This window comes from Methylobacterium hispanicum, assembly GCF_022179285.1.
GTDB lineage: Bacteria > Pseudomonadota > Alphaproteobacteria > Rhizobiales > Beijerinckiaceae > Methylobacterium > Methylobacterium hispanicum.
In genome coordinates this window covers 292,151-307,745 of the sequence record NZ_BPQO01000001.1, presented here as the reverse complement: position 1 = coordinate 307,745, position 15,595 = coordinate 292,151, and the positions used below count along the sequence as shown (strand labels likewise).

The 15,595-nt window shown below is 69.7% G+C and carries 13 protein-coding genes; 2 read left to right on the top strand and 11 right to left on the bottom strand.

Going from position 1 to position 15,595, the window contains the following annotated elements; all coding sequences use genetic code 11:
* Positions 1-46: 46 nt before the first annotated feature.
* The 10 genes from MFF56_RS01400 to coxB form a co-directional block, all read right to left on the bottom strand.
* Positions 47-286: a hypothetical protein gene (locus tag MFF56_RS01400; RefSeq protein ID WP_156453990.1), complete on the bottom strand. Its 240-nt coding sequence runs from the start codon at positions 284-286 to the stop codon at positions 47-49.
* Between the two features lie 164 nt (positions 287-450).
* On the bottom strand, positions 451-879 hold the full coding sequence (locus MFF56_RS01395; protein ID WP_066926893.1) for a DUF4864 domain-containing protein: 429 nt from the start codon (positions 877-879) through the stop codon (positions 451-453).
* Between the two features lie 75 nt (positions 880-954).
* Positions 955-1,722, bottom strand: coding sequence for an SURF1 family protein (locus MFF56_RS01390; protein ID WP_238229328.1), 768 nt, complete (start codon positions 1,720-1,722; stop codon positions 955-957).
* Complete coding sequence (locus MFF56_RS01385; RefSeq protein WP_373324008.1) at positions 1,719-2,090, bottom strand: DUF983 domain-containing protein; 372 nt, start codon at positions 2,088-2,090, stop codon at positions 1,719-1,721. Before MFF56_RS01385 ends, MFF56_RS01390 begins: the two co-directional genes overlap by 4 nt.
* Positions 2,091-2,220: 130 nt before the next feature.
* Complete coding sequence (locus tag MFF56_RS01380) at positions 2,221-3,078, bottom strand: cytochrome c oxidase subunit 3 (protein ID WP_066926895.1); 858 nt, start codon at positions 3,076-3,078, stop codon at positions 2,221-2,223.
* A gap of 164 nt (positions 3,079-3,242) precedes the next feature.
* Positions 3,243-3,848: a cytochrome c oxidase assembly protein gene (locus MFF56_RS01375; RefSeq protein WP_066926897.1), complete on the bottom strand. Its 606-nt coding sequence runs from the start codon at positions 3,846-3,848 to the stop codon at positions 3,243-3,245.
* Between the two features lie 15 nt (positions 3,849-3,863).
* Positions 3,864-4,028 (bottom strand): cytochrome c oxidase system small membrane protein, encoded by a 165-nt coding sequence (locus MFF56_RS01370; RefSeq protein ID WP_197430733.1) that lies wholly within the window; start codon positions 4,026-4,028, stop codon positions 3,864-3,866.
* Positions 4,029-4,034: 6 nt separating this feature from the next.
* Positions 4,035-4,985, bottom strand: a complete 951-nt coding sequence (locus tag MFF56_RS01365) for a heme o synthase (protein ID WP_066926908.1) — start codon at positions 4,983-4,985, stop codon at positions 4,035-4,037.
* Between the two features lie 204 nt (positions 4,986-5,189).
* A complete protein-coding gene (ctaD, locus tag MFF56_RS01360; protein WP_066926899.1) occupies positions 5,190-6,818 on the bottom strand; it encodes a cytochrome c oxidase subunit I in 1,629 nt (542 codons plus the stop codon).
* An 87-nt stretch (positions 6,819-6,905) separates the two neighbouring features.
* Positions 6,906-7,745 (bottom strand): cytochrome c oxidase subunit II, encoded by an 840-nt coding sequence (gene coxB, locus MFF56_RS01355; protein ID WP_066926901.1) that lies wholly within the window; start codon positions 7,743-7,745, stop codon positions 6,906-6,908.
* A 287-nt stretch (positions 7,746-8,032) separates the two neighbouring features.
* Here coxB and fdhD point away from each other — a divergent pair, with 287 nt between their 5' ends.
* Positions 8,033-8,890 (top strand): formate dehydrogenase accessory sulfurtransferase FdhD, encoded by an 858-nt coding sequence (gene fdhD / locus MFF56_RS01350; protein WP_238229327.1) that lies wholly within the window; start codon positions 8,033-8,035, stop codon positions 8,888-8,890.
* 346 nt (positions 8,891-9,236) lie between these two features.
* On the opposite strand, the gene MFF56_RS01345 is transcribed toward fdhD, so the two are convergent.
* Positions 9,237-10,235: a PepSY domain-containing protein gene (locus tag MFF56_RS01345; protein WP_066925910.1), complete on the bottom strand. Its 999-nt coding sequence runs from the start codon at positions 10,233-10,235 to the stop codon at positions 9,237-9,239.
* Positions 10,236-10,871: 636 nt separating this feature from the next.
* Here MFF56_RS01345 and gltB point away from each other — a divergent pair.
* Positions 10,872-15,566 carry a glutamate synthase large subunit gene (gltB, locus tag MFF56_RS01340; RefSeq protein ID WP_197430709.1) on the top strand — a complete coding sequence of 1,565 codons (4,695 nt, stop codon included), beginning with the start codon at positions 10,872-10,874 and terminating at the stop codon, positions 15,564-15,566.
* Positions 15,567-15,595 lie beyond the last annotated feature (29 nt).

The window sequence follows — 15,595 nt, the reverse complement described above, 5'->3', positions numbered from 1 at the left end:
TGCGCGTAGCGGTGTCGAAGTGCGCCGGCGCCGTATCGCTGCGCGGCTACGGCTTCTCGAGGTCCGTCCCGGCGGCCGGCTTCGCGAGGGCCATGTCAAGCGTGTCCTCGATGTACCAGACCAGCGGCGCGGTCGCGGCGCGGTGCTCGCGCGTCGCCCCGTCCGGATCGAACGCGTCGCGGGCGCTCCGCAGGGCGCTCCGGACCGGGTCGTAGCGATCCGCATCCTCCGGTCGCGCCGTCGCGGCAGCGGCTTCCCGGTCCATGTCCTGCCTGGATTTGGCCATACCGGTTCGATCTCCGTGCCCGTTCAGGCCCGACAACCGCGGACAGGACGATTGGATCCAGTTTTCCTTCGAAGTCATCGGGCGAATTCGAACTGGGCGATAGAAAGATAAACCGTGTCTCGGGCCTTGTGATTGCTTCCGATTGCTTTCATCTGATAGTGCAATCAGAGGTTGACACCCGGGGACCTGGTCAGGCGGCAGCCCGCGATGCGCCACTGGCCGTCCGGCTGCCGCTCCAGGCTGTACTCGGCCGTCCAATCGACCCCGTAGGTGTCCTGAATGGCGACGGACTGGGACAGGCTGGTCGCGCCGCCGTCCTGCGCGGCGCCGAAGACGAAGCTGCGGTGCCGGTAGACCGGGCGATAGTTCGTCCGGACCATTCCGATGAAGACCTCGGGCGTCGGGAACAGGTCCCGGATGCCGGGGGCCGCCTGGGCATAGGCGGTCGCCGCGTCGTCGCGCCCGAGAGCGTCCACCTGTCGCGCGATGACGGCCCGTGCGGCCTCCCGGTCGGCCTCGTCGAAGGCGGCCGCGGGGACGGACGCCAGCAGAAGTGCCGCGAGGATCACCGAGGACGTCAGTCGCGCGCGCATCGTGCCCACCTGCCCGGAGGTACCCGGCCCATGAGGGTAGCGCGGCCGATCGGGTCCGCAAGCCGGGGCCTGGTGTCAGGCCGCCGGATCGTGCAGGCGCCGCCAGGCGAAGACCGAGAACACGCCGACGAGGCAGGCAGCGATGCCGAACCACGTGAAGGCGTATTGCAGGTGGTTGTTGGGGAGGTCGATGCGGAGCTGGCCCCCGCGCGGCCAACTCGTCTGGCCGGGCACCGCATCCGCCTCGACGAGGTAGGGCGCCACGGGTCCGAGGCCGCGGGCCTCGGCGATGCCCGCGATGTCCCGGTTGAACCACGCGCCGCGGGCCGGGTCGGGGGCGGGCACGAACAGGCCCCGCGGCTCGCTGGCCCGCAGGAGGCCCGTCACCGCGGTCTCGCCGGCGACGAGGCCGTCGCGCCGGTCGGCCTGCGCCTTCAGCTCGGTCGGCACGAAGCCGCGATTGATCAGGAGCGTGCCGCCGTCCGTCCGCTCGAACGGCGTCAGCACGTAGTAGCCCTGCAGCGCGCGGCCGGGCGTGTCGCCCGGGGCGAGGCCGTGCACCAGGGTCTCGCGGTCGTTCAGGAAACGGCCGGTCACCCGGACGTGCCGGAACTCGTCGCGGGCCGGGTTCCAGGCATCCGGCGACGGCGGCGCGACCGGGGCAGCCAGCGAGCGTTCCCGGATGCGCCCGATCAGCGCCTCCTTCTCGGTCTTCCGGGCGATCTGCCAGACGCCGAGCCCGAGCAGGATGGCGAGCACGATCAGCGCCGAGAGGCCCGGCGCGACCAGATCGCGCCACGCGCCCCGCGGCGCGGGCAGCCCAGTCTCCGGTCGGGCGCTCACTGTTCGAAGCGCCCCTGCTCGGCCTTGTTGGCGTATTGCAGGGCGATCAGCATGCCCTTGAGCGGGCGCACCAGCATCAGGCTGAGCCCGATCGACAGGCTCCCCGCCACGAGGGCGTGGACCCAGATCGGCGGCTCGTAGGTGATCTCCATCCAGAGCGCGAGGCCGACCACGACGAGGCCGACGATCGACATCACGAAGAAGGCCGGCCCGTCCGCCGAGTCGAAGTTCGTGTAGTCGAGCCCGCAGGCCTCGCAGGACGGCCGCAGGGTGAGGAAGCCCTTGAACAGGCGGCCCTCGCCGCAGCGCGGGCAGCGCCCGCGCAGGCCCGTCGGAATGGCTTCCGGCCGCTGATGGCTGTGATCCAAGATCGTGCTTCCCTCGAACGCGGGTCCCCCGCGCGTCCGATATGGGATCGCGCGGCGTCGCGCGCATGAAAAAGGGCGGCCGGAGCCGCCCTTCGCATCGCCGCCATGCGCGGAGCGCGGCGGCCGGTCCTCAGTGCGCGCCGTGGCCGGCGCCCGCGCCCCAGACGTAGATCGCGGCGAAGAGGAACAGCCAGACCACGTCGACGAAGTGCCAGTACCAGGCGGCGAACTCGAAGCCGAGATGCTGCTGGGTGGTGAACTGGCCGGCGTTGGCGCGCAGCAGGCAGACGATCAGGAAGACCGTGCCGATGATGACGTGCGCGCCGTGGAAGCCCGTCGCCATGAAGAAGGTCGACGAGTAGATGCTGCCCGAGAAGCCGAAGGCGGCGTGGTGGTACTCGTAGGCCTGGCAGGCGGTGAAGAGCACGCCGAGGATCACGGTGAGCAGCAGGCCGAGCTTCAGGCCCTTGCGGTCGCCGTGCAGCAGGGCGTGGTGGGCCCAGGTGATGGTGGTGCCGGAGGTCAACAGGATCAGCGTGTTGAGCAGCGGCAGGTGCCAGGGATCGAAGGCCTCGATGCCCTTCGGCGGCCAGGTGCCGCCGGTGAACTCCACGCGCGAGGCCTGGATCGGGTCGGCGGTGTAGAGCGCGGCCTCGAAATAGGCCCAGAACCACGCCACGAAGAACATCACCTCGGAGGCGATGAACATGATCATGCCGTAGCGGTGATGGAGCTGCACCACGCGGGTGTGGTCGCCGGAATTGGCCTCCTTCACCACGTCGCTCCACCACGCGAACATGGTGTAGAGCACGCCGAGCAGCCCGGCGCCGAACACGTAGGGCCCGGGGGTGAGGGTGCCGAACTGGATGCTCTTCATCCAGAACACGGCGCCCGTGGTCATCACGAAGCCCGACATCGCACCCAGCAGCGGCCACGGACTGGGCGCCAGGATGTGGAAATCGTGGTTCTTGGCGTGCGCCTCTGCCATCGGAACGTTTCTCCTGACCCCTTGGGACCGCGCCGTCGCCGGCCGCGGGTCCTGCCCTCACGATCGCGGGGCCTGTGCCGCCCCGTCGAAGCTCGTCTCAAAACCCTGGCCGCACCCATACTGGACGGGCGCGGCTGTTGTCACGCTTGGCGCCGCCGCGGGGCCTAGAAATTCCCCCGTCCCGGCACCGTCCCGCCCCGGTCGAGCGCGGCGGTGACCGGCTGCCCGTTCTTCGAGGCGAAGTAGGTGTAGGACAAGGTCATCTCGGATAGCGCGGCGGTGTTGGAATCCGCCCGCACGGCCGGGTCGATGTAGAACACCACCGGCACGTCGAGCGTCTCGCCGGGCTGGAGCGTCTGCTCCTTGAAGCAGAAGCACTCGACCTTCACGAAGTAGCCGCCCATCAGCTCGGGCTGCACGTTGAAGGTGGCAACCCCCGTGGTCGCGGTCGGCCCGGTGTTCTTCACGTGGAAGAACACGGTCTGGGTCTCGCCGAGCGGGGCCTCGACGCCGCCTCTCTCGGCGCGGAACTTCCAGCCGAGGCCGGGCGCGACGTTGGTGTCGAAGCGGACCAGCATGGCATCGCCGGGCTTGGCCGCGACCGCGGTCGGCACCGGCCCCTGGCGCGGGGTGCCGCCGTAGCCGGTCGCCTTGCAGAAGGCGTCGTAGAGCGGCACCGAGGCGAAGGCGAGGCCGAGCATGCCCGCCGCGAAGCCCGCGCAGGCGAGGGCGGTGCGGCCCAGTTTCCGGTTCTGCGGCGCGTTCGTCATCCCTGCCTCACCGGATCAGAGGGGCCGGCTCATGATCTGGGGCCCGAGCTTGGCGATGGTCAGCACGAAGAACAGCAGAACCATCGCGCCGAGCGCGAGCGCGATCGCCACCGAGCGCTTGCGGCGGCGCGCCTCCTCCTCCGGCGTGAGGGGACGGTACTCGACCTTGGGATCCATCATGGTCAATCAGGCCACCAGCGGCCGGAACAGCCCCAGGCTCTGCTCGGCAAGCAGCGCGGCGAAGAGCAGGAAGAGGTAGAGGATCGAGAAGCCGAACATGCCCATGGCGGCGCGCTTCTCGGCCTCGCCCTCGCGGTTGCGCAGCACCTGCACGCTGAAGGCCAGCATGCCGAGGCCGCCCAGCACGCCGATCACCGCGTAGAGCAGGCCGCCGAATCCGAGGGCGACCGGCACGAGGCCGAGGGGGGCGAGCAGCACCGTGTACCAGACGATCTGGCGGCGGGTGGATTCGGGCCCGGCCACGTTCGGCATCATCGGGATGCCGGCCTTGGCGTACTCGCCGGCCTTCACCAGGGCGAGCGCCCAGAAGTGCGGGGGCGTCCAGATGAAGATGATGGCGAAGAGCACGAGCGACTCGATGCCCACCGTCCCCGAGACCACCGCCTGACCGATCACCGGGGGGAGGGCGCCCGCGGCGCCGCCGATGACGATGTTCTGCGCGGTCGCCCGCTTCAGCCACATCGAGTAGATCACCGCGTAGAACACGATGGTGAAGGCCAGGAGCCCGGCGGCCAGCCAGTTCGCCGCGAGCCCGAGGATCAGCGTCGAGCCGACCGAGAGGAACAGGCCGAAGGCCAGTGCCTCGTTCGGCCGGATGCGCCCGTCCGGGATCGGGCGCTTGGCGGTGCGGGTCATCACCGCGTCGATGTCGGCGTCCCACCACATGTTGAGGCAGCCCGACGCCCCGGCGCCGATCGCGATCATCAGCAGCGAGATCGCCCCGATCACCGGCGAGACGTGGCCGTGCGGCGAGACCACCATGCCGACGAGCGCGGTGAAGATCACCAGAACCATCACCCGCGGCTTCAGCAGGGCGAAGTAGTCCGGCACGTCGCCGCCGACCGCCGGAGCGAAAGCCTCGCGCTCGGCGGGCAGGGAGTTGGTCAGACTCGTCATCGACATCACTGGCTCTGGCGCGCCGGCCGTCATGGCGGCGGTAAAGGCGAAACGGAACAATTCCAAGCCCGTGGGCCCGATGCGGCCCGCTACCGGGAGATCTCGCCCTTTCCGGGGCGCCGCGCGACGGCGCCCGGGGAAGGGCGGGGGCCGCTGTCGCGGTCCCCGCGCGGTCCGGGAAGCATATCCCGGACCGATCCGTCCTCAGTGGTGGCCCGGCTCGTCCACGATGCGGGGCAGGGTCTCGAACTGGTGGAAGGGCGGCGGCGAGGACAGGGTCCATTCCAGCGTCGTCGCACCCTCGCCCCACGGGTTGTCCGCGGCGCGCACCTTCGAGCGGAAGGCCAGGACCACGCCGATCACGAACACGAACATGCCGAGCGCGAAGATGTGGCCGCCGTAGGTCGAGACCTTGTGCCAGCCCGCGAACGCCTCCGGGTAGTCGGCGTAACGACGCGGCATGCCGGCCAGACCCAGGAAGTGCATCGGGAAGAACAGGACGTTCGCGCCGATGAAGGCCAGCCAGAAGTGCAGCTTGCCGGCCCATTCGGGGATGATGCGACCGGTCATCTTCGGGAACCAGTAGTAGACACCGGCGAAGATGATGAACACGGCGCCGAGCGAGAGCACGTAGTGGAAGTGCGCCACGACGTAGTAGGTGTCGTGCAGGTACTTGTCGATCGACGAGTTCGCCAGGACGACGCCGGTGACGCCGCCGACGGTGAACAGGAAGATGAAGCCGATCGCCCAGTGCATCGCGGCGGTGAAGCGGATGGAGCCGCCCCACATCGTGGCGATCCAGGAGAAGATCTTCACGCCGGTGGGCACCGCGATCACCATCGTGGCGAACACGAAGTAGGACTGCGTCTGGAGCGAGAGGCCGACCGTGTACATGTGGTGGGCCCACACGACGAAGCCGACGACGCCGATCGCGACCATCGCGTAGGCCATCGCGAGGTAGCCGAAGACCGGCTTGCGCGAGAACGTGGCGATGATGTGCGAGACGATGCCGAAGGCCGGCAGGATCATGATGTACACTTCGGGGTGACCGAAGAACCAGAACAGGTGCTGCCAGAGGATCGGGTCACCGCCGCCGGCCGGGTCGAAGAAGGTCGTGCCGAAGTTGCGGTCGGTGAGCAGCATCGTGATCGCGCCGGCGAGCACCGGGAGCGACAGGAGCAGCAGGAACGCGGTCACCAGCTCGGCCCAGGCGAAGAGCGGCATCTTGTGCAGCGTCATGCCGGGGGCGCGCATGTTGAGGATGGTCGTGATGAAGTTGATGGCGCCCAGGATCGAGCCCGCGCCCGAGAGGTGCAGGGCGAAGATCGCGAAGTCGACGGCGGGGCCGGGATGGCCGGCGGCCGAGAGCGGCGGGTAGACGGTCCAGCCGGTGCCCGCGCCCTGCGCGCCCGGTGCGCCCTCGACGAAGAGGGAGCAGACGAGGCTCAGGAAGCCCGCGAAGGTCAGCCAGAACGAGATGTTGTTCATGCGCGGGAACGCCATGTCGGGCGCGCCGATCATGAGGGGCACGAACCAGTTGCCGAAGCCGCCGATGAGGGCCGGCATCACCATGAAGAACACCATGATGAGGCCGTGGCCGGTCACGAACACGTTGTAGGTGGCCGGGTTGGAGAAATACTGGAGCCCGGGCTCCTCCATCTCCATGCGGATGCCGAAGGAGAGGAACGCCCCGACCATGCCCGCGCAGAAGGCGAAGAGCAGGTAGAGCGTGCCGATGTCCTTGTGGTTGGTCGACAGGAACCAGCGGGCGAAGAAGCTCGGCTTATGGTCGTCGTGGGCGTCGTGCGCCCCGTGTGCAGCGGCTGTTGCCATGGATCGAAGAGCCTTGTGCGTTTCTCTCTGATTGTCTCGCGGTGAGCCGAGCCGGAGCCCCGAGGGGCGCCGGCCCGGAAAGGGCGCTCAGCGCGCGTCGGCGAGCCTCGCACCGTCGTCGAGGCGGGCGTACTTGGTCTTCGCCTCGGTGAGCCACTGGGCGTAGGCCTCCTCGCTCACCACCCGCACGGTGATCGGCATGTAGGCGTGGCGCTGGCCGCAGAGTTCGGAGCACTGGCCGTGGTAGGTGCCCTCCTTGTCGGCCTTGAACCAGGCCTGGTTCAGGCGGCCCGTGATCGCGTCGATCTTGAAGCCGAAGGAGGGCAGCGCCCAGGAGTGCAGCACGTCGGTCGAGGTGACCTGGATCTTCACCACCTTGTTCACCGGCACGACCATGTCGTTGTCGGTGGCGAGCAGCTTCGGCTGCTTGTCCTCGTCGAGGTTGGCGTCGAAGGTGAAGCCGCCGCCCTGGTCGGTCTGCGGATACTCGTAGGACCAGTACCAGGCGTGACCGATGACCTTGATCATCACGTCGGCCTTCGGGTCCGAGAGCTGCGTGCGCAGCAGGCGGAACGAGGGGATCGCGACGGCGACCAGGATCAGGACCGGGACGATCGTCCAGGCGATCTCGATGGCGGTATTGTGGGTGGTCTTCGAGGGCGTCGGGTTGCGCTTCTCGCCGAAGCGGAAGATGCACCAGAGGATCAGGCCCAGAACGAAGAGCGAGATGCCGAGCGAGAGCCAGTGCATCCCGTGCTCGAAGCTGTGAATGTCGCGCGCGTTCTCCGTGACCGCGACCTGACGGTCCATCTGCCACGGCACCGGCTGGCCGACACCCGCAGCGAAGGTCTGGGAGGACGTCACGAGGAGGGCGCCGAGCGCGGCCACCCCCGACAAGAATGGTGTTTTCGTCCGCGCCGTCCGCATGTGGCTCCCTTAGCTCCCCTCGGAGACTCTTCTTCTTGGCCGCGCGAGACCCTATCTCCGGCTAGCGCGCAACCGACTTCGCGGCCCCGACGGCCGTGAGGCCGGGGTTTCCGATCGCGGTGTCAGATCACATGGGCGTGCAAGGCGCAACCGTACAAGCGTCGCATCGCGCGCTTTCCCGCACCCTGCGCGTCGCAAATCCGCGCCCGCCACCCTCGCTCGCCGGGCGGGTTGGTGTAGGAGGGGCCCCGATGGCCGTCGAGGCCGCGAGAAGCTGCAGGTTGCCGATGTCTGGGCACGATGTCGCGGGGAACGGAGCGGGCCTGCCGGAGCCGGCCGTGCGGGTGCCGACGCGGGTCGTCGCCTACCGGGAGGCCGAGCCGCGGGCGGACAGCCGGGCCCTCGCCGTCGAGACGCCGGTCAACCTCGTCTACGGCAGCGTGCCCTACGCGGTGATGATGACGACGCCGGCCGACCTCGAGGATTTCGCCTACGGGTTCAGCCTGACCGAGGGGATCGTCGAGTCTGCCGACGAGATCCGGGGCGTGGCGCTTGAGAGCGGGCGGGAGGGCGAGCAGGGGGGCGTGCGCCTCCTCGTGGACCTCGCGCCGGGGCGGCTGCGCGAGCATCTCGCCCGCAGGCGGGCGCTCAGCGGGCGCACCGGCTGCGGCGTCTGCGGGGTCGAGGACCTCGCCTCGCTGCCGGTCGCGGACATGCGGGCGGCGCCCGCCATCCGCGTCACCGTCGCGGCGATCGAGCGGGCGCTCTCGGCGCTCTCCGAGGCGCAGGTCCTGAACCACGAGACCCGCGCGGTGCACGCCGCCGCCTGGGCGGATCTCGACGGCGCGCTCGTCGCGGTGCGCGAGGATGTCGGCCGCCACAACGCGCTGGACAAGCTGATCGGCGCGCTGATGCGCTCCGGCCGCGACCCGGCGACGGGCTTCGCGGTGATCACCAGCCGCTGCTCGTTCGAGATGGTGGAGAAGGCCGCGCGCCTCGGCGCCGCCGTGATCGTGGCGATCTCGGCCCCGACCTCCCTGGCGCTCGCGCGCGCCCGCGGTCACGACATGACGCTCTGCGCGATCGCGCGCTCGGACACGCTGACGGTGTTCTGCGGCGGCGAGCGGCTGGTGATGCCGGGCTGATACCGTTTCCGGTCGATGGGTGCGGCCGTGTGGGATGAACCGCGCCGCGCCCCCTCTCCCATAGGGCAGGGCGATCGCATATGGCGGGGTCGTCTCCGAGATCGCCACTGGAACCGCGCCGCGCCCCCTCTCCCATAGGGAGAGGGTTGGGGTGAGGGGTATGGCCTTTCAGAGCTGAGCACGCCATCGACGCGCGTTCAGATCGAGCCCTGTTCGGACGCCTCATACCCCTCACCCGGCTTTCTGCGAAAGCAGACCTCTCCCTATGGGAGAGGGGACCCGCGCTTCGTCCTGAAACGTTGCGTCGAACCGAACGCTTCAACCGGAAACGGTGTGAGGCCCTGCCTCAGTTCGCCGTCGCGCCGTCCTTCTCGGTCGTGCCCGGCACGATCGTGGCGCCGCCGATCACCCGCACGGTGCGCTTGCCCTCCGGCGGATCCTTCCAGCCCGCATCCGCGGACTTCTCGGCCGGCTTGTCGGCGGGCTTCGCGTCCGCCGCCTTGGGCGTCTGTGCGGCGGGCATGGACGGGCCCCTCGGCGCATCGGCCTTCGGATCGACCTTGGCCGACTCGGTCGCGGGGGCCTCCGGCTTGGATGCCGCGGGCGCGGCCGGCCGCGGCGCCTCGGGCGTCAGGCGGGCGGCGGGCTTCTCGGGCGGCTTGACGTCGGAGAGGCGGGGGCTCGCAGCCTTCTCACCGGGCACGGCGGTGCGGGCGGTCCGGCGCGGCGCGGCCTGACGGGTGGCCGTGTCCGGGTTCAGGCCGAGGGGGTTGCCGCCCGGATCGGCCACGGAGGCCTCGCGGGCCGCCTCGCGGGCCGCCTCACGGCGCGCGGGCTCGTGGGCGCGCGGTGTGACGGGCGGTAGCGGGCGCGCCGGATAGGCGCCGCGCTCCTCCGGCATCGGGATGCGGCTGGGCGGCACCAGACCCTCGGCCTCCTGCGCCCGCGACGGCCTGCGGGCGGGGCCGTAATCCTCCTCGGTCCAGCCGTAGCCCGGCACAGGACGCCCGAGCGCGACCGGCGCGTCGAGGCGCTGGCGCCCGACGATCGCGCCGCTGTCCGGCGCGACGACGAGGCGGACCCGGTCGCCGCGCGGGTCGAAGGCCTCCACGACGTAGGCGCGACCGTCGAAGCGCGGGCGGCCGATGCCGGTGAAGCCGCGGTCGCTCAGGCGCCAGGCGACCGCGCGCGGGGGCAGGATCTCGTCCTCGAAGACGTACTGGGCCTGAGCCGAGAGAGCCGATCCGGCCAGCAGGGCGCACGCGGCCGCGGCCGCGCGCAGGCCTGCTCCGAGCCGGCGACGGGTGGAACGACGGCCTGTACCGCTTCGCGGACTCGTCTGCATGCGCGTCTCGATCTGTCTCACGCTCTGCCGGGCCGGCGGGTCGCTTCGACCGGCACGGCCCCGGACCGTTGGATCGGGTCCGGGGCCCGTACGCGCAGGGTCGTTGCCCCGCATGCCGCTTGTGCTCGGCAAGGTTTCGTTAACCAGCAGATTCGGGCGAGAATGCGGGGCGCGCGATCCGGCCACGCGCCAGCCTCTGCCGGGCCGCCGCGATCCGGCGCGCAGTTGGGCAGGCCCGCGCCTGCGGCAAGGGGGCGTGCGTGACAAAGCGCACCCCTCTTGCTGGAACGATTGGAATCTGTCAGTTTGCGGTTTTAGGACAGTACGGCTGTCCCATTTGTCGGCGGGCGCCCCCCGGGTGCCCATGTCCTGGGCAGAGGTGTCGGTCACGTGCGCGTCGCGACGTCGAAACACATCCGCAAGCCGATCGCCGCTCCGGCGATTCGGGCCCACGCCGGCTGAAGACGGGCTGGTGGCGAGCCCGCGGGTCGGCGGGCGCTTCCCCAGGGAAGAACCGGTCTAACCCGACGAGACGAATTGACAGGCCCGGCATCGATTGATGTTCGGGCATGAAACATGCTGGCCTCCGGGCGGATCGCCTGGACAGTCGGATCGAACGGGATGGAAGATCAGGGCATGGCAGCTTTCGGCGAGACGAACACGGCTCCGGCGCCGCGCGGCGGTCCGGCTCCGCTCATCGTGCGCGATCCGGCCCTGCCGAAAGCCCAGGGCGCCTACGACCCCGCGCACGAGCGCGACGCCTGCGGTGTCGGCTTCGTCGCCGACATGCGGGACCGCCGCACGCATTCCATCGTCGAGCAGGGTCTCAACATCCTGGAAAACCTCGACCACCGCGGGGCGGTCGGCGCCGACCCGAAGATGGGCGACGGCTGCGGCATCCTCACCCAGATCCCGCACGCCTTCTTCGCGGAGGAGTGCTCGCGCCTCGGCTTCGAGCTGCCCCCAGCCGGGCAGTACGCCGTCGGCCAGCTCTTCCTGCCGAAGGAGGAAGAGGCCCGCCGCATCGTCGAGGAGCTGGTCACGCAGGCGCTCGCCGACGAGGGCCTGCCGCTGCTCGGCTGGCGCGACGTGCCTGTCGATCCGTCCGATCTCGGCAAGGCCGTGCTGGAGACCGAGCCGGCCCACCGGCAGGTCTTCATCGGCCGCCCGGCGACGGTCGCCGACGAGGATGCCTTCGAGCGCCGCGTCTACGTTGCCCGCAAGGTGATCTCGAACAAGGTCTATAAGGCCGGCGACCCGCGCCTGATGGCGTTCTATCCCGTGTCGGTGTCGAGCCGCACCATCGTCTACAAGGGCATGGTGCTGGTGACGCAGCTCGGCGGCTACTTCCTCGACCTGAAGGACGAGCGCTACGTCTCGGCGCTGGCCCTGGTGCACCAGCGCTTCGCCACCAACACCTTCCCGACCTGGCGCCTGTCGCACCCCTACCGGATGGTCGCGCATAACGGCGAGATCAACACGCTGCGCGGCAACGTGAACTGGATGGCGGCGCGCCAGGCCAGCGTCGATTCGGAGCTGTTCGGCAACGACATCTCGAAGCTCTGGCCGATCTCCTACGAGGGCCAATCCGACACCGCCTGCTTCGACAACGCGCTCGAGTTCCTGGTGCAGGGCGGCTACCCGCTCGCCCACGCCATGATGATGCTGATCCCGGAGGCCTGGGCCGGCAACCCGCTGATGAGCGAGGAGCGGCGTGCCTTCTACGAGTACCACGCTGCCCTGATGGAGCCATGGGATGGGCCGGCCGCCGTCTGCTTCACGGACGGCCGCCAGATCGGCGCGACGCTCGACCGCAACGGCCTGCGCCCTGCCCGCTACATCGTCACGGATGACGGGCTGGTGGTGCTCGCCTCCGAGATGGGCACCCTGCCGATCCCGGACGAGAAGATCGTCGAGTCCTGGCGCCTGCAGCCGGGCCGTATGCTGCTGATCGACCTCCAGAAGGGCCGCATCGTCTCCGACGAGGAGATCAAGGGCGAACTCGCCGCAGCCCACCCCTACGGTGACTGGGTGAAGAACACCCAGATCGTGCTGGAGGAGTTGCGCCCGGTGCAGCCCCGCGAGTCGCGCTCGGACGTCAGCCTGCTCGATCGCCAGCAGGCCTTCGGCTACACCCAGGAGGACCTGAAGCTCCTGATGCAGCCCATGGCCGTGACCGGCCAGGAGGCGGTGGGCTCTATGGGCTCGGACACGCCGCTGCCCGCCCTCTCCGACAAGCCGAAGCCGCTCTACAGCTACTTCAAGCAAAATTTCGCACAGGTCACCAACCCGCCGATCGACCCGATCCGCGAGGAGGCCGTGATGAGCCTCGTCTCGTTCATCGGGCCCCGGCCAAACATCCTCGACATGGAGGGGGCCTCGCGCCGCAAGCGGCTCGAGGTGCGCCAGCCGATCCTGACGAACGGCGACCTCGAGAAGATCCGCTCGATCTCCCATTTTGAGGACCGCTTCGACACCAAGACCCTCGACATCACCTACCCGGCCGAGACGGGTGCGGCGGCGATGGAGGGCGCGCTCGACCGGCTCTGCGACCGGGCCGAGGTCGCGGTGCGCGGCGGTTACAACATCATCATCCTGTCGGACCGCGCGGTCGGGCCGGACCGGATTCCGATCCCGGCGCTGCTGGCGACCGCGGCCGTGCACAACTACCTGATCCGGAAGGGGCTTCGCACCTCGGTCGGCCTCGTGGTCGAGTCGGGCGAGCCGCGCGAGGTGCACCACTTCGCGTGTCTGGCCGGCTACGGCGCCGAGGCGATCAACCCCTACCTCGCCTTCGAGACGCTGCTGGCGATGAAGGACGAGTACCCGCCGGACCTCGTCGATGACGAGATCATCTACCGCTACATCAAGTCGATCGATAAGGGCCTGCTCAAGGTGATGTCCAAGATGGGCATCTCGACCTACCAGTCCTATTGCGGCGCGCAGATCTTCGACGCGATCGGCCTGAACTCGTCCTTCGTCGAGCGGGACTTCTTCGGCACCGCGACGATGATCGAGGGCGTCGGCATGGCCGAGGTCGCAGAGGAGACGGCACGCCGTCACCGCGACGCCTTCGGGGACGCGCCGATCTACCGGCACGCCCTCGATGTGGGCGGCGAGTATGCCTATCGGCTCCGCGGCGAGACCCACACCTGGACGCCAGACACCGTCGCGACGCTCCAGCACGCCGTCCGCCTCGGCCTGCCCGAGCGCTACCGCGAGTTCGCCCGCCTCGTGAACGAGGAGGAAACGCACCTCAAGACGCTCCGCGGCCTGTTCAAGATCAAGTCGGCGGCCGAGCTCGGCCGCGATCCGGTCTCGATCGACGCGGTGGAGCCCGCGGCCGAGATCGTCAAGCGCTTCGCCACGGGCGCGATGTCCTACGGCTCGATCTCGAAGGAGGCGCACGAGACGCTCGCCATCGCGCTGAACTCCTTCGGCGGCCGCTCGAACTCGGGCGAGGGCGGCGAGGAGGTCGAGCGCTTCAAGCCCTTGCCGGACGGGCGCTCGCGCCGCTCGGCGATCAAGCAGGTGGCCTCCGGCCGCTTCGGCGTCACGACCGAGTACCTCGTCAACGCCGACATGATGCAGATCAAGGTCGCGCAGGGCGCCAAGCCCGGCGAGGGCGGCCAGCTGCCCGGCCACAAGGTCGACGCCAAGATCGCCAAGGTCCGCTACGCGACGCCCGGCGTCGGCCTTATCTCGCCGCCGCCCCACCACGACATCTACTCGATCGAAGATCTGGCCCAGCTGATCTTCGACCTGAAGAACGTGAACCCGGCGGCTGACGTGTCCGTGAAGCTCGTCTCCGAGGTCGGCGTCGGCACGGTCGCGGCGGGCGTCGCCAAGGCGCGCGCCGATCACATCACGATCTCCGGCTTCGACGGCGGCACGGGCGCGGCCCCGCTCACCTCGATCAAGCACGCGGGCGGCCCCTGGGAGACGGGTCTGGCCGAGACGCAGCAGACGCTGGTGCTCAACCACCTGCGCGGCCGCGTCGCGCTGCAGGCCGACGGCGGCATCCGCACCGGCCGGGACGTGCTGATCGCGGCGCTCCTCGGCGCCGACCAGTACGGCTTCTCGACCGCGCCGCTGATCGCGGCGGGCTGCATCATGATGCGCAAGTGCCACCTCAACACCTGTCCGGTCGGTGTCGCCACCCAGGATCCGGTGCTGCGCAAGCGCTTCAAGGGCACGCCCGAGCACGTGGTGAACTACTTCTTCTACGTGGCGGAGGAGCTGCGCGAGCTGCTCGCCGCCATGGGCTTCACGAAGCTCGAGGACGTGGTCGGCCGCTCGGACTTCCTCGACAAGCGGGAGGCCATCGCCCACTGGAAGGCGCGCGGCCTCGACTTCTCGAAGCTGTTCCACCGGCCCGATGTCGGCCCCGAGGTGGCGATCCGCCATGTCGAGACCCAGCACCACCCGATCGACACCGTGCTCGACCGGCGCCTGCTGGCGAAAGCGCAAGGCGCGATCGAGACCGGCACGCCGGTGGTGATCGAGGAGGTGATCAAGAACTCGGACCGGGCCGCGGGCGCGATGCTCTCCGGCGCGGTGGCGAAGGCGCACGGCCACGAGGGGCTACCGGACGATACCATCGTGGTGAAGCTCCGCGGCACCTCGGGCCAGAGCTTCGGCGCCTGGGTCGCGGCCGGCGTCACCATCGAGCTCACCGGCCACGGCAACGACTACATCGGCAAGGGGCTTTCGGGCGGCAAGCTGATCATCCGCCCGAGCGAGGCGCTGAAGTCGGCGGAAGGCCGCACCATCATGGCCGGCAACACGGTCCTGTACGGGGCGATCGCGGGCGAGTGCTACATCCGCGGCTCCGCGGGCGAGCGCTTCGCCGTGCGCAACTCCGGTGCCATCGCGGTGGTCGAGGGCATGGGCGACCACGGCTGCGAGTACATGACCGGCGGCGTCGTGGTGTCGATCGGCGAGACGGGCCGCAACTTCGCGGCCGGCATGTCGGGCGGCCTCGCCTACGTGCTGGACGAGGACGGCTCGTTCTCGAAGCGCTGCAACCTCTCGATGGTCGATCTGGAGCCCGTGGAGGAGGAGGACGATCTGATGCGCCGCTTCCACCAGGACGGCGACCTGGAGACCAAGGGGCGCGTCGATATCCTGGCCGACATGTCGGGCCACGACGAGGAGCGACTGAGCCAGCTGCTCACCAACCATCTCAAGTACACGGGCAGCCCCCGGGCCAAGGCGATCCTCGACGACTGGGCGAACTACCGCACCAAGTTCGTGAAGGTGATGCCGGTGGAGTACCGCCGGGCGCTGCGCGAGATGGAGATGGCGCGGATGCCGGTGGCGGCCGAGTAGGCATCGCCAGACGACCGGGCGGTTCGCCG

What these genes read in the sequence shown, in the direction of transcription:
- MFF56_RS01400 (WP_156453990.1), bottom strand. Translation starts at nt 286, where the DNA reads ATGGCCAAATCCAGGCAGGACATGGACCGGGAAGCCGCTGCCGCGACG.
- MFF56_RS01395 (WP_066926893.1), bottom strand. Translation starts at nt 879, where the DNA reads ATGCGCGCGCGACTGACGTCCTCGGTGATCCTCGCGGCACTTCTGCTG.
- MFF56_RS01380 (WP_066926895.1), bottom strand. Translation starts at nt 3,078, where the DNA reads ATGGCAGAGGCGCACGCCAAGAACCACGATTTCCACATCCTGGCGCCC.
- MFF56_RS01375 (WP_066926897.1), bottom strand. Translation starts at nt 3,848, where the DNA reads ATGACGAACGCGCCGCAGAACCGGAAACTGGGCCGCACCGCCCTCGCC.
- MFF56_RS01370 (WP_197430733.1), bottom strand. Translation starts at nt 4,028, where the DNA reads ATGATGGATCCCAAGGTCGAGTACCGTCCCCTCACGCCGGAGGAGGAG.
- MFF56_RS01365 (WP_066926908.1), bottom strand. Translation starts at nt 4,985, where the DNA reads ATGACGAGTCTGACCAACTCCCTGCCCGCCGAGCGCGAGGCTTTCGCT.
- ctaD (WP_066926899.1), bottom strand. Translation starts at nt 6,818, where the DNA reads ATGGCAACAGCCGCTGCACACGGGGCGCACGACGCCCACGACGACCAT.
- coxB (WP_066926901.1), bottom strand. Translation starts at nt 7,745, where the DNA reads ATGCGGACGGCGCGGACGAAAACACCATTCTTGTCGGGGGTGGCCGCG.
- fdhD (WP_238229327.1), top strand. Translation starts at nt 8,033, where the DNA reads ATGTCTGGGCACGATGTCGCGGGGAACGGAGCGGGCCTGCCGGAGCCG.
- MFF56_RS01345 (WP_066925910.1), bottom strand. Translation starts at nt 10,235, where the DNA reads ATGCAGACGAGTCCGCGAAGCGGTACAGGCCGTCGTTCCACCCGTCGC.
- gltB (WP_197430709.1), top strand. Translation starts at nt 10,872, where the DNA reads ATGGCAGCTTTCGGCGAGACGAACACGGCTCCGGCGCCGCGCGGCGGT.